At 57.8% G+C, this 13698-nt stretch carries 16 protein-coding genes; 10 read left to right on the top strand and 6 right to left on the bottom strand.

Going from position 1 to position 13698, the window contains the following annotated elements; translation table 11 throughout:
• Positions 1-146: 146 nt before the first annotated feature.
• The 10 genes from BS300_RS21320 (at position 147) to BS300_RS20520 (ending at position 9460) form a co-directional block, all read left to right on the top strand.
• Positions 147-314 (top strand): hypothetical protein, encoded by a 168-nt coding sequence (locus BS300_RS21320; RefSeq protein WP_158025290.1) that lies wholly within the window; start codon positions 147-149, stop codon positions 312-314.
• Between the two features lie 3 nt (positions 315-317).
• The gene (locus tag BS300_RS20560; RefSeq protein ID WP_071915058.1) at positions 318-1769 is read left to right on the top strand and encodes a hypothetical protein; all 1452 of its coding nucleotides are present in this window, start codon (positions 318-320) and stop codon (positions 1767-1769) included.
• Positions 1769-2272 (top strand): phage major tail tube protein, encoded by a 504-nt coding sequence (locus BS300_RS20555; RefSeq protein WP_071915050.1) that lies wholly within the window; start codon positions 1769-1771, stop codon positions 2270-2272. The genes BS300_RS20560 and BS300_RS20555 overlap by 1 nt, the downstream gene beginning before the upstream one ends.
• Positions 2273-2362: 90 nt before the next feature.
• Complete coding sequence (locus BS300_RS20550; protein WP_071915047.1) at positions 2363-2959, top strand: phage tail assembly protein; 597 nt, start codon at positions 2363-2365, stop codon at positions 2957-2959.
• A 114-nt stretch (positions 2960-3073) separates the two neighbouring features.
• On the top strand, positions 3074-5878 hold the full coding sequence (locus BS300_RS20545; protein ID WP_071915046.1) for a phage tail tape measure protein: 2805 nt from the start codon (positions 3074-3076) through the stop codon (positions 5876-5878).
• Complete coding sequence (locus BS300_RS20540; protein ID WP_071915044.1) at positions 5878-6351, top strand: phage tail protein; 474 nt, start codon at positions 5878-5880, stop codon at positions 6349-6351. The genes BS300_RS20545 and BS300_RS20540 overlap by 1 nt, the downstream gene beginning before the upstream one ends.
• Entirely contained in the window at positions 6348-6554 is a 207-nt protein-coding gene (locus BS300_RS20535) for a tail protein X (protein WP_071915042.1), read from the top strand. The genes BS300_RS20540 and BS300_RS20535 overlap by 4 nt, the downstream gene beginning before the upstream one ends.
• 62 nt (positions 6555-6616) lie before the next feature.
• On the top strand, positions 6617-7579 hold the full coding sequence (locus BS300_RS20530) for a contractile injection system protein, VgrG/Pvc8 family (protein WP_204378250.1): 963 nt from the start codon (positions 6617-6619) through the stop codon (positions 7577-7579).
• A gap of 53 nt (positions 7580-7632) precedes the next feature.
• The gene (locus tag BS300_RS20525) at positions 7633-8160 is read left to right on the top strand and encodes a hypothetical protein (protein ID WP_071915040.1); all 528 of its coding nucleotides are present in this window, start codon (positions 7633-7635) and stop codon (positions 8158-8160) included.
• Between the two features lie 577 nt (positions 8161-8737).
• Positions 8738-9460 (top strand): hypothetical protein, encoded by a 723-nt coding sequence (locus BS300_RS20520; RefSeq protein ID WP_071915039.1) that lies wholly within the window; start codon positions 8738-8740, stop codon positions 9458-9460.
• 862 nt (positions 9461-10322) lie between these two features.
• On the opposite strand, the gene BS300_RS20510 is transcribed toward BS300_RS20520, so the two are convergent.
• The 6 genes from BS300_RS20510 to BS300_RS20480 form a co-directional block, all read right to left on the bottom strand.
• The gene (locus tag BS300_RS20510) at positions 10323-10700 is read right to left on the bottom strand and encodes a helix-turn-helix transcriptional regulator (RefSeq protein ID WP_071915035.1); all 378 of its coding nucleotides are present in this window, start codon (positions 10698-10700) and stop codon (positions 10323-10325) included.
• Positions 10701-11261: 561 nt separating this feature from the next.
• Complete coding sequence (locus tag BS300_RS20500) at positions 11262-11504, bottom strand: hypothetical protein (protein WP_143241871.1); 243 nt, start codon at positions 11502-11504, stop codon at positions 11262-11264.
• Positions 11505-11557: 53 nt separating this feature from the next.
• On the bottom strand, positions 11558-12196 hold the full coding sequence (locus BS300_RS20495) for a ParA family protein (RefSeq protein ID WP_071915030.1): 639 nt from the start codon (positions 12194-12196) through the stop codon (positions 11558-11560).
• A 122-nt stretch (positions 12197-12318) separates the two neighbouring features.
• Entirely contained in the window at positions 12319-12690 is a 372-nt protein-coding gene (locus BS300_RS20490; RefSeq protein WP_071915028.1) for a hypothetical protein, read from the bottom strand.
• The gene (locus BS300_RS20485; RefSeq protein WP_143241870.1) at positions 12671-12955 is read right to left on the bottom strand and encodes a hypothetical protein; all 285 of its coding nucleotides are present in this window, start codon (positions 12953-12955) and stop codon (positions 12671-12673) included. The genes BS300_RS20490 and BS300_RS20485 overlap by 20 nt, the downstream gene beginning before the upstream one ends.
• Positions 12956-13053: 98 nt before the next feature.
• Entirely contained in the window at positions 13054-13677 is a 624-nt protein-coding gene (locus BS300_RS20480) for a hypothetical protein (protein WP_071915024.1), read from the bottom strand.
• Between the last annotated feature and the right edge of the window lie 21 nt (positions 13678-13698).

Genomic DNA, 13698 nt, shown 5'->3' with positions numbered 1-13698 from the left:
CGCTACGAGCTGACGCTGGTGCCAGAACAGCCTGGCTGGCCTGAGAAGCCGCAATGGCCCGCTGAACCTGAAAAAGTCATCTAGCAACATCCCCAACTACAACCCGCCTCGGCGGGTTTTTTATTGCCCATTTTCGGGAGTAACCCATGGAAAAAATCGAGTACCTGGTGCAGCTCGGGTTCGAGCATGCCAATACCGGCCACTGGCTGGAGGCAGGCACCACCGTCGAGATGACCGAGAGCGAGGCGACCCAGCTTCTCCTCAGCGGCTATCTCACCGTCAAACCGGCTGCCAAGTCCAGCAAGGGGAAATAAGCCATGCCTGTAATCGAACAGTTTGTCCATAACGGCGGAAGCATTGTGCGCGAGCCCGCCCCCACCCCGATGGGGCCGCTCGGTCGCGCCGTGTTCGGGTTGGTCGGCACCGCGCCGGATGCCCACCCGGATATCCCGCGCAGCAAAGCCTACTGGATCAATAACAAGGCTGCGCTTGCCAAGCTGGATATGGCTGGCAATGAGCGCGGCACCCTGTGGCGGGCATGCAAAGCGATGCTGGATGCGGCCCAGTGCTCCATCTACGTGATCATCGAAGATGAAGACAACAGCGTCGCCCCGGCCAATAAGGATTACGAAGGGGCGATCGTCACCGCCAAGGCCAATGACAACGGCTCGCTGGCTGTGACCATCACCGACCCGACCCTGCTGGAGGCGGTCGTTGGAGCCCAGGCTGCCAGCTGGACTGCCGAGATCGGCGGCAAGACCTCGGCGCTGGTGAGCTACATCCCCGGTGAAACCAACGTGCTGACCATCAGTGGTGCAGGCGCTATCAAGCTGGCAGACCTCACTGCCGGCCACAAGATTGTGATCCACGGTAAAGACCTGACGGCATCCGGCACCATCGCCAAGATCGTCGGCGGTATCGACCCGCTGACAGGCCGCCGTACCGGCATCGAGGCGCTGGCTGCCGACATCCCGGAGACCCTGACCGACATCGCCGCCCCCGGCTTTAACCATAAGGCGGTGCATGACGCCCTGGCCAAGATGGCCAAGCGGCTGTTTGCATCGCCGGCGCTGGAGGGGCCGAGCACCAACGACGAAGCCGTGATCGCCTTGTCGCAATCCCTCGGCGTAGTGGATACCGGCTATGCCGGTGCCGTGCTGGTTGACCCCTTCGTCAAGGTATGGTCGAACGCGGTGAAGGGCTATGTCTATATGTCCGGCGTGGCGCACTACCTCAGCTGCGTTGGCCGAGTCGATGTGCATGAGAACCCGAGCCAGGGCCGCATGAACGTCTATATCGACGGTACTCAGCGCACCATCGACTACAACCTGCTGGACAAAACCAGCGGCGGTGACCGTCTGAACAAGTACGGGATCTGCTATTTCGGCCGCACCAGCCTCGGCGGGTTCTCGCTGATTGGCAACCGGACACTCAGCGGCCGCTTTATCAACCTCGACCGCCTTGAGCTGGCGATTATCCGCAAGCTGATCGCCACCACTGAGCCTGGCATGGGCCGCCTGCTGTCGAAAGAGTTTATGCAGTCCAAGGTCGCCTCCCTGCAGAACTGGCTCGATGGTGAAGCGGCGGCCGGCAAGATGATCGGCGCCAAGGTTTACCTCCACCCCACTCTCAACAACGTTGAGAACTACCGCAACGGCGAGTGGCATATCGTGATCGGCTTTGCCGGTTACAGCCCGAACGAGCACATGGTTTACCACCTGCGCGAGGATGAGGGCATTGTCGAAAGCTTCCTGAACGAGGTGCTGTAATGGCTGGTCAAAATGTACGGATGGCGCAGCGGATTGTCATTGATGGCATTCCGATCCAGCGTGAAATTATCTCCTGGGAGTCCACGCCTCCGAAGGAAAAAACCGGTGATATCGGCGGCAGCTTTATCGCTGGTGATATGCGCACTGGCGTTGAAAAAATGGCGGCAAAGATCGTCGCCAAGGGCCTGACTTCATGGGTTCTGAAAATGACTGGCCGCAAGGCTGGCTCCCCCGTCACCGTGATCGTCAGCGAGTCATGGGAAGACGAGGATGGCGTAGTAACGGCCATTCAGGAGTTCTGGACTGGTCGTATCGCCACCCGCGAGCGCTCAGCTGGTGTTGTCAGCGAATTGCCGGAGGACACTCTGAACCTCAGCCTGGACGAGTCCCGCCGCGTTGTTAACGGCATTCAGGAGTGGCACGTCAGCCGCAAGGCATCCATCTGCGATCTCGGCGATGGTGACCTGCTGGCAACTCATCGAGCCAACATCGGCATGTTCTAACCCCTGCTGCCGGGTGGGGCCACTGGCCCCACTCACTCCCCATATTTCCCAAGCCTCGCCAAGCGGGGCTTTTTTATTACGAGAACCATGATGACCAAGCCCTATACCAAGACCCACCCGCTGCGCTGGCCGCTGGACGGGATTACTGCCGTTACTGTGTCCACCGTACCCATCGGCGAAATGCGCGACCTGCGCGCCAAGTTCAACATGGATAACCCGGATGAAGCCAAGCGGGATAAACATGGATTTAACGTTGCCGTTTTTACTGCGCATACCGGCCTGACTGACGAACAGCGCGGTGACCTGACCAATCCAGACCTCAACTCTATCGACAAGATTATCCGTGAGCTGGTGATGACCCCGAGTTACAAACTGCTGCCAGATGTTCCTGGTGTCGTGCGTAACCCTGACGAGTTCCCCCTGCTGGTGCCGATCGTTGACCACATGCGTGGTAAAGATCCGGTCACCGTGGTGACCATGAACCCGCCCACTGTGCGCCTGACTGATTCAGTGCGCGATCTGGGTGTTTTTGACCAGGAGCGGGAACTGATTGCCGTCTGTACCAACCTGATGCCGGATGCCGTGATGAAGCTGCATATGCCGGACTGGCTCGCCATGCAAACGAGACTCACCGATTTTTTGGCCGAAACGGCGGACTACTTTCCCCTGCAGACGTCGAACGCCTGATAGACGTAGTGCCGCTGGTCTACTCGGCCTCGGAAGAAGAGATCAAGGGGTGGCGGGTACCTGCTGCCCTGCGCCGCTATGAGTTGGCGCTGGCCAGGCTGGGAGTGAAGAAGCATGACTGACAAAAAGTATTCGGTGACGCTCTCGGCCAAGGAGAACCTGAGCGCCGCTTTTGAATCTGCTGGCTCTGCCTCGGCCCGCTTTCGTCAAGAAATTGACGAGACCAACAAGCAGATCAAGCAGCTTGGCGATACCAGCAAGCGGTCGGCGGATCTCGGATCTCTGCGCAAGGAGATGGATGGCACCCGTGGCGCCCTTGCCGGCGCCAAGGAGGAAGCTGGCAAGGCGGCCACCGCCATCAAGAGCCTGACAGAGCAGCAGAAGGGGTACAAGAAAGAGCTGCAGGCTGCTGAGCGCCAGCTGGAGAAGATGAAGGGCTTTGTCGGCCCGACGACGCCAGCCCAGCAGGAGGCCATTGCCGCCACCACTCGCAAGATAGCCGAGTTGAAAGCGGCTTATTCCGCTGCAGGCAAGGAGATCAAGGAGGCTGAAAAGGCGCAAAAGAGCGCCACCGGCGAAGCCAAGCGGCTGACCGATACGCTGGGCAGCCAGGGCCGCCGTCTCGGCTCCTTGACCAACGACCTTAGCAAGGCGGGGATCAACACCAAGGCGCTCGGCGCCGAGCAGCTGCGGCTCAAGCGCGATACGGATCTCGCTACCGCCGCGATGGAGCGCCAGCAGAAGCGGCTGGCCACTATCTCGGATGCCCAGGCCAAGATGGCCGCCAACAAGAAAACCCGTGACGACATCCCGGGAGAGCTGTTCGGCTTGGCGGCGGCGTCTGCCCCCGCTATCTATGCGGCCAAGAAGGCGGTGGACTATGAGAGCGCCTTTGCTGGTGTGACCAAGGTAGTCAACTTCAAGGATGCAGGTGAAGAAGGTCAAACCCGCCGAGCCATGATGAAACTGGCGGCTGATCTTGGTGTTGACCAGGTCGGCATGACCAACATCGTGGCGGCGGCCGGTGAGGCCGGGATCGGCAAGCGGGCAGACGGCACCACGGATGCCAAAGAGCTGCTGCGCTTTGCCGGTGATGCGTCGAAGATGTCGGTAGCCATGGAGATGACCGCCGAGGAGGCGGGCAGCACCCTGGCCAAGTGGCGTTCGGCAATGGGGATGGATCAGGATCAGGCGATGCGCCTGGCTGACTACTCCAACGCGATCTCCAACGAGATGGCGGCCAAGCCGGCAGAAGTCGCCCGCGTCATGCTGCGGCAGGGTGCCACCACCATGAAGGCCGGTTTTACCGACCGGCAAGCGGCGGCACTGGCTGCCTCACTCATTGCCGGTGGTGAGGGTGAGGAAACCACCGCCACCGCCATGAAGAACATCACAGGGCGGCTCAACAAGTCATTCGCGGCGACCAAGGCCCAGAAAGACACCCTGGCGATGCTCGGCTTTGATCCCATGGCGCTGGCCAAGGATATGCAGCGCGACGCTGGCGGAACCCTGTTCAAGGTGCTTGGCAAGATCGGCACTCAGGACAAGGACAAGCAAGCCGCCTTTATCAGCCAGCTGTTTGGTGAGGAGGTGGTGGGGGCAGTCAGCAAGCTGACGGCCAACACCGACCTCCTGCGCAAGGCGATGAAGCTGGCCGGTGATGAGGCTGCCTATGCCGGGTCGATGGAGGCCGAGTACCAGAACAAGGCCAAGACCAGGCAGGCGGCGCTGGATCGTGCCGGGTCTAACATTGAGCGTCTCACAATCATTATCGGCGATAGCTTTTTGCCGATTCTCGATGAGGTAGTCGCTCCTATTGCTGATTTGGCCAGCTCGGCAGCCGATCTGCTAGATACCTCTTCTGCAGCCAAGGAAACGGTTGGTTGGCTGGCCAAGGCCGGTGCTGCGCTGATTGGCTTGAAGGCTGGGATCATCGTCTTCAAAGGCGTGAAATCCATCTTTAGCGACATGTTCCAGGCTGGCCGGATCATGAAGGCCAAGCTGGGCGGCGCGAACGACAAGACCGCTGCCTCGGCCAATCGGGCTGCGGCAGGGCTGGCTCGTGTAAACCGCCAGCTGGATATGATGGGTGGGGCCGGTGGCCCCGGTGGCCGTGGCGGCCGTACAGGTAGAAATGGCAAGGCCAGATCTCGCCTTGGCCGTCTGCGAGAGGCCGAGGATCGGATAGCCGGCGCCGGTGCCTCTCGCGCCCGCTCTGGCCGCTTTGGGCGCTTTGGTAAGGGGGCTGGCCTGCTCGGCCTTGGTGCCGGTCTGATGATGATGCCAAAAGGAGCAGAGGCATCAGAGATGGTCAAGGAGGTGGCCGATGTCGGCGGCGGCGCTGCCGAGGTACTGGCGGGTGCTGGCAAGACGGTTGGCCATGTCGCCGGCAAGGTGATCCGCCCCCTCGGCATGATCTCTGCCGGCAGTGAGCTGTATGGTGCTGCCATGACTGGCAACACTGCGGTCATCGGTGGCGCAACCGGCGATCTGGTCGGTGGTGCTGCAGGTGGTTGGGCTGGCGCTGCTGCAGGTGCGGCTATCGGGTCTGTGGTGCCGGTTATCGGCACTGCAGTCGGTGCTGCTGTTGGCGGGGCGCTTGGCGCATGGGGTGGCGGTGAGCTTGGCAATGTCATCGGCGAGCAGATCGGCAAGTGGTTTGCCACCGACAAGACCGCGCTGGCCAATGGGGCCGATCCGGTCAAAGAGGTGATCAAGCAGGAGACCAGAAAGACCGAGGTCTCCAACAAGTTCGACCTGCGTTTTGATGTCCGTGCCAGCGGCGACCCTGAACAGGACAACGCCCTGGTGGAGAAGATCAAGGCGCAGCTGTCGAGCTTCCTGCCGTCATTGCTGACCAGCAGCCTGTCGCTGGATACTCGCATCGATGCCAGCCTGGCTGGATTAGGAAGAGACTGATGAGGTTCCCTACGCAACTATTGGCCAGCCTCGGTGCTGGCCTTCTTTTGAATCAGGCCCAGGCTAAGCCTGACAAGCAGTTCAGCTGGGGCTCGTATAACTTCTCGATGTCCGGTGGCAACCCGTTGCTAGGCCTGACCCGCAGTTTTGACGGTGGCTGGGTCGAGATAGAGCTGCTTAACGAACTGCCATTGCTCCAGCAGACCGGCCGCAAGCTGGACACCATCACCTTTACCGGACGCTGGTATTCCAGCGACGGGGAGGAGCAGATCGAGAAGTTGAAGCAGGCCCGTGACGAGTTCAAGCCTCGTACCCTGGTACGCGGTGATGGCACTGCTTATGGGCAGTATGTGCTCAAGTCGTTCGAAGTGAAGGGGGAGCAGATTATCCACAATGGCACCTGCATGGTGCAGGACATTACGATCAATCTGGTCGAGTTCGCCAACCCGTCATTGGGGAGTGATCGCCGATGAGAGTGAGAACAACCGATGGCGATACCCTTGGCCTGCTGACGTGGCGCCTGCTGGGTCGTGATGATGATGCCATTGAGGAGGAGGTGTACCGGCTTAACCCTCACCTCCACAACTATGGCCTGGTGCTGCCGGCCGGTGTGCTGATCACCCTGCCAGAGCAGCCGCCCAGCGTACCGAAAGAGCGGGAGGGGGTATGGAGCTGAGACTGGGGACGACCCCTGTTTATTACTGCGAGGGAGCAGGGTCCCAGATCATTAACGCACGAATGGAGTCATTCGACCGGGTTGACGCCGCCGGCGAACAGAGCGACCAGTTGACCCTGGTTGTCAACGTCGAAGGGATTGGCGGCATTCCCGAAGAGGGTGCGGTGCTGACGTGGTATGAAGGCTACAAGGAGATTGGGCCGCTGCGAATTGGAGATTTCAAGATCACCCGCATCACCCCGCGCCTGTTCCCTCGCCGGGTCACCATCGTGGCCACGTCAGCCCCCTTCACCGGCAAGGATGAAACGGGGTTCAAGGAGCGCCGCACCCGCAGCTGGGATGCGCCCACCCTCGGCGATCTGTTTCGGGAGGTGGTGCAGGCTCACGACATGACCCCCCGCGTGGATCCAGAGCTGGACAAGATCCCCCTCGGTCATATCGACCAGACCGATGAGACGGACGCGGCCTTTCTGACCCGTATCGCCAAGGAGCATGACGCGGTGGCCAAGCCGATGGATGGTATGTATGTGCTGGCCCTGCGCGGCAGAACGACAACCATCAGCGGCAAGGTGATGGAGCCTATCGTCCTGCGGGTGCCGCCAGACAACCGGCCAAACAACCAGCACTTCGTCAACTGTGAGCTCGATGAGGGCCAGCGTAAGGTGGTCAGCGGTGTCATTGCCCAGTGGCAAGACGACAAGACCGGCGCCGTGCATGAGGTTAAATCCGGGGAGGCCCCATACCGCAAGCTGCCCCACATGTACGTCAACGCAGAGCATGCGTCTCAGGCGCTCAAGGGGCAGAGCAGGAAGGCCAAGCGGGAGAAGCGCCGGATAACCTTGGACGTGCCAGGTGACCCCTATCTGGCCGCAGAAACGCCCATCACGCTCGATGAGTCGTTCCCCAACAACATGGCCGGCGCAATGTCTATCGATCGCGTGGTGGCGCGTGGCAGCCGCTCTGGCGGCTATCGCATGACCATCGAGGCAACGACCCCGATCACGGATGAAAAGAAGCCGGTTTGACTCCATCGCGCCGTTATTGATAGCCTTCCCAAAACTATAACTGCGGGGTTTTTATGAAAAAAATTGCTACTGCAATCGTGCTGATTAGCTCGGCGTTGTCGTGCCAGGCGCTGGCGGTCGATGGCTACAAGAGTGTGAAATTCGGGGCATCCACCAAAGAGGTCATGAGCAGCGGCATTTGCTCATTTTCTCCGGCGGATTATGGCATCAAGGGGGTAACGGCCCTGGCCTGTGAAGATCTGCCGTTCGGTGGCGACAAGGTGGCTGCATCGGCGTTCTTCATTGGCGACAAGTTTTTGCGCTTGGGCATCGAGACCGATGTCGATAAGGCTATCGGGTTGCGTGACAGCCTGATCAAGAAGTATGGCCAGCCATCCTCAATGTCGCCGGCCCAGTATTTCAGCGCCCTCGACACCACGCCAAACACTCAGGCATTCATCGCCTTTGATAGTGACACCGTGTTTATCCGGCTGGATACCGATCAGCAGATGAACCAGTCAGCGACGCTGATCTATACCGACCCGCGCTATGAGAAGCAGCTTAATGCGCATCAAGCCAATGCGCTGTCAGATGATCTGTAGCGCCAGATTCGAATCCAAAGCCCCGGCCATGTGCCGGGGCTTTTCTTTTTTCGGCTTGCCCCTTTGGGTCGCAAGGTGTCAAAATTAACCTGTACGTTTATACAGGTACAGCCGGGAGGGTTGTCGGTGGGTAATGTGACAAGTGATCAAGATGATCAGGTGATCGATCAGCGCGGATCAAGTAGGATGGGTGACCTGCAGAAGGTGTTGGCAGAGCTGCTCGAGTATGTCGGGCCTGATGTATGTGATTCGTTCGTGACTGAGCGGGTCAAGCGGGCAGCGCATATCGCGGCAGCGATGATCAATAATCCGGCTAGATGAGACAGAATCGGTGCCAAGATTGCGCCTGATGCACTAGCTGTGCTACATTCTGTGACATGGATTGGGGCGGGATGTTCCGACCCGAATAGAATCAAAACTTGGCGAGTTCCCAAAATGACGAAACCCAGCCTTGCCGGGCTGGGTTTCTGATTCGGTTGTACCAGTAAACAAAAGATACAAACGACTAATCGCAAAGTCAGTTTACTGGTGTTATGCCGACTTGGCAACCTTGCCGCCACTTTTTTAGGCGGACAACATGGCTTTCTCACCGGCCCAAGATGGGCTGAACGTGGGTTCTGGCAACCGATGTGGCCACAATCCAAACCAACCGAAATTCCTTGTGCAGCCTCATGCGCAGAAAGTACCAAAGTTCATTGTTCGTGCCAGAGAGCTGGTCGAGCTTTACTATTCCCGCCTGAAAGAGCTGACGGCGCTGGATACACTCAACCCGCACCGCAAGAAGCGCTCGGAGCGCAGAGAGGCCACCATCCAGGTGCTCAAGGCGCTGATAAAGTACCTTGACCTGGTGACCCTTACCGTTGGGATCCCTACCAAAGATGGGCAGGTTGGCCTGACGTTGCTCCGGTTACACAAGGAGACATCGATCAGTTGGTCTCGATTCAAGCGGGCTATCGCCGATCTTCGTGAGGCGGGCTTCCTGACTATCAGTCAGCCAAGGATGACGAACTCAGCCGGCCAGGTGCGCGGCCTGGTGGGCATCAAGGCGATCTCCCCCCGCCTGTTCGAGGCGCTTGGGATCGATTTCTGGTTGCGCCGAGAACGTGACAGGGCATCGAAACGCCAGCGAACCAAAGCCAACCAGGCTGGTGTGACTCAGCGCAGCTTCTACCAGCGCTCGAAACCGCCGCGCCCCGCAATGGGCACAGGCCGCGATCTGCCGGCAACGCAAGGCGCTGGCAAGCCTCCTAGCTGGGCACAGTTCAAGGCTACCGCAGCGGCCCGCCAGCCGCTCTCCTAGCCACCACGGTAACCACTCACCCCACAACCCAGCCAAGTCGCTGGGCGCTTCTGCTTGTCATCACGCAGCCACCACCACTCTACTCCTCTGCGCACAATCCATCCCGCTACACACAAAGCCTCGAATGATGCCTATTGTTGGAAGTTATCCACAGATACTGGCCGCCAGGCACCCTTGATCCTCTTATAGATAAACCGTATGTGTACCCAATCCCTGTGGGTATCCAAAATTAAGTGTTCCTCATTATTTCAGGGGTATAAATACATATATTCAGATCATCCTGGCTCGCAAGCTCCCCAGGGAGAATGCCTGGCTGTGCAGGCCAGCAAGCTGGCCGCCGCCAGAACAAAGCAAGGGCGAGAATGCCTGACCTTGCAGGGCGGCAAGCCGCCCGCCGGTCAGCAGATAACCCCCTTCGTGGGGGCAAGCCCCCACACCCCATCCCAAAAACACAAGCTCGAACCTGTCATGCCCCACAAGGGGGCCGATCACCTTCATGGGGGCGTCAAGCGACAGTGGCCTTAAAGACGGCTCAGCAGGGAGAGGGTAGGTTGTCGCTGTGATACCGCAGCCATTCATTCACCACCGCGCTGCTATGGCCATCAAAAATAAAAACAATGGCAAGGCATGGCCTATGGTCGAGATTGCGTAAAACGAGGCTCAGGAACGATAGAGAGGGACAAAGTCAAATAATGAAACCGGCCATCGAAAAGCAACAAGGCAGCAACATATTTTGGAGAGGTGAACCAGGTAGTAATGCGCCGGGTTGATTGTCGGTTATGGCCAGTTCGAGCTGTTCGGCTGGCCAACTACTTCCGGCGGGGCCTATTTAACATATAACTGATTAGACGCAGTGGTTTCCTCACAATTCCGGTTGGGCTCTGACGGGTGTGCCGCATGCCTCTGCCGCGTCGTAGGCATAGCGGACGGCCAGCTGTGCCAGCGCCGGCGGAAGGGCAAGAAATGCCTGCAGGATTGGATCATCGCCGCGCTGGCCAACAGGCATCAGCATGTCTGCAATCTCTATATTGATCGCCTGGCAGATCCGCCTGGCAGCATGCAGGGGCATGAACGTGTGTGTGCGTGGCGAGAGCCACCGTCTAAGGGATGGTTCCGGTATGCCTGTTGCGTCGGATACATCGTCAAGGGATAAGCCACGGCGAGCGAAGATACCGGTCAGGTTCTTCTTTACTGCCAACACATATGCCCGATCATCATCATCAATATAAGCGCGGCTCATCAAATAGGTTCCTTTTGAGCATTCCCGCGCTCTTTTCTGTCTTTTTCTGTCACGTTAGCCGCACGTTCGCGACTACTGTCAAAAATGACAGTCATTTTTGATCAGAAGATAGACCATATCGATCACTTCTGGCGGGTGTCGTGCAACTGGTCGGAGTAGGATCTACCTCGGTTGTGGTAAACCTTACGGGATAATCAAAAATGACAATGTGTAATGACGGGATTTCGGCTGGCCAACTATGGGAGTTGATCGACGAACTTGCGGGGTATGTTGGGCCTGATGTGGCTGATGAAGCGGTGCTGGCTATGGTGTTGCGGCTCAAGGCCATCTCAGATAAACAAAAGGGCCACCTTGTAGTGACCCTTCACGCCGTCAGTGCGTAGCTTTGAACTGATTTAGTCGAGCAAAGAACGACTCTCGTTCTTTCAGGCTCATGGCAATCAAATCGGCTACACTCGTGCCCTTTTCTTCGGTATGATCTGTCTGTTGCATGTCTACCTCCAATAGATTTGCAACTGCGCGGGCTGGGGCCTCTTACACCCTGGCCCGTGCTGTTTCTGGTTAGCGGGTTTCGTCTCGTTCCAACTTCTCGCGCACAGCCTCGATGATGTACGCAGTGAACAGCAAGGTGGTCTTTCCCTCGCTCTTCAACGCCGCATGACGGCTGAAGAAATCAACCGGCATGTTGCGGATCTCCTTGGCCTTGGTCTTTGGCTTGTCGATGGCAGCCTCTTTGGCCACCTCCTGCATTGTGGCCCCTCCTGTCAGCTTGCCCCAGTCTACGCTCTTGCCTTTACCAGCCATCTAAAACACCCCTTTAAATATGAATATGGTATTAAAGTAATACCAAAATAATATTAATTCAATAGCTCGGCGATTTCAGCAATCAATTCTGCGACCTCTTTCCCGGCTTCTCCGTGGCGAGTGCTGGCTCGTTCTGTGACCCCTCGACCTTCCATCATTGCGGCTGGATAGTCAGCCCTTCGAGACAAGCGGCTGCGCATCAGGGTCATGTGGGGTTGCTGGGCCAGCTGGTCAGCGATGGCCTGATAGTTGCGCCGCGCCGGGTTTGTCCTGGTCATCAGCACCTGGGCGGTGATATGGCGGCCAACAACCTGGCTGATCTCCTTTACGACATCGTGCATCTTTACCAGTCCAATCTGCTCTGACAGGTCATCATTGCTCGGGCAGATCAGCAGGTCAGCCATGGCAATGGCCGCCCTGGTTCTGGTCGAGTCAAAGCCGCCGCAGTCGATCAGTACCAGCCCCTTATGGTCAGCCTCGAGAAGCTGGTGAAGGTGGGCCTCATCACGGGGAACCACTACGTTCCATTGCTGCTCAGGTTCGCGCTGTCTATTGATGATGCTGATGCCCTGGTGGGCATCAAGATCGATGATGAGAGAGGGTGACATGGCGCCGGCCAGCTGGGTGATCGTGGTGGTTTTTCCAACGCCGCCTTTGTTGTGTGCGACTGCAATCATTGGGGTGTTCGTCATGGTCTTATCTCCGGTTTAATATCCTAATGGGATTAAAATAATATTAATTTGGTATTAAAGCAAACAAAAAGGCCGGTCATGTTGTGACCGGCCTCACGCATTACAATGTGATTTTTTTAGCATTACACCCAGATGTTTCTCCCGCCTGTCTTGATGCGAACGACTACCTCACCCTGGCGGCCTCCCCTGATTGGGGTGCGCTGCTTCATGCTGTCCTGGTAGTCTGCACAAACCATGGCAAGTAGCAGGCAAAGGGTTCTGCTGGCTATCACACCAAGGGTGAATGCTCTGGCGATCATGTTCGCCTGAGTTCTTGCTTCCAGCTTTTGCCTGATGGATTGTTCAGTGGCTGCCCGGTCGATGCCTTTCATGCCGGTTACCTGCTCAATCTCGTTGTTGGTTGCACCTTCTGCCAGCAGCAACACAACGCCAAGTTCGCGGGCCGTCAGGCCGTGCCCTGGTATTGCTTTGAAGTTATGCCCGCACAAGTCCATGGTCGGCTCCTTTTTTCAATTGCAGTTGCTCCAGCAGCTCGCCATTCAGGTGCTTTGGCTTGCCAAGTCTCTCTGCTGATTCGATAACCTCCCGCTCATGGGCGATCTCTGCAGCCTGCTCCAGGTCTTTCCGCAATCTGCTTACCTGGTGAAGCACCAGGATCGCCAGGTCACCTCCCTCACCGTCATTGAGCATCCGCTCCAGCAGGGCTTCGGAGATGGCCGCATCTCGCGCCGCCGCTGTCAGTAGGTCGTTCGTATCCATTGTGTTACTCATGGTGGCAGAATCCTGAATAAATGTTACTAACTGTAGTTCTTTTTGATGCGAAAAAACCGGGCGCCGCCCAGCTCTACTTTTTGATATTAAAGGTCAGTTATTTTGCAGCGGTATTTGCCACTGATATTCAGGGCGCTGACTTGCTCATCGGTGAGCTCTTCGTTCTGATGGCCATCGGTTATCTTCCACTTTCCGCTAGTGAGTGGAGTGATCCAGCGGATCAGGGTTTTGCCATCTGCATCAATGGCAAACAGGCCACCATCTTTCGGGATCCCTTCGCTCTTTTCAAAGAAGAGGATATCGCCTTTCTTATGCGGCCCCATATCAGCACTGAGTGAGTGCGAGAACGCCCCGACCAGCATCGCCTGCCTGGCACCGCCGCTGGCTTTGCCAAGGATTTGTTTGCCTATGTGCTGGCGGATCTCGAACTCGTTTTTGCTGATCGGGTCATCTATAAGGCCCATCAGATATGCAGCGCAGACATTGAACTCAGGCGATAACACCCTGTCCATCAGGTTGATCCAGCGCGCAACGACATCGAGGCGCTGCCCCCGTTCATAACAGGTGTATATGGCTCTGGTCAGGCCCAACGCCTCCGCCGCTTTATTGGAGTATTGATAGCCGGCGTCCATTCTCGATTTTGCTATGCGCTGACCGATCAGCTGAGCGAGCAGCTTGTCGTCATCGGCGGTCGGTTGGATGTGCGTCATGTTCGTCTCAATTGGGGACTG

This window comes from Aeromonas sp. SCS5, from assembly GCF_001887375.1.
Taxonomy (GTDB): Bacteria; Pseudomonadota; Gammaproteobacteria; order Enterobacterales; family Aeromonadaceae; genus Aeromonas; species Aeromonas jandaei.
The sequence above is the reverse complement of the archived record's forward strand: the minus strand, read 5'-3'. Positions and strand labels throughout refer to the sequence as shown.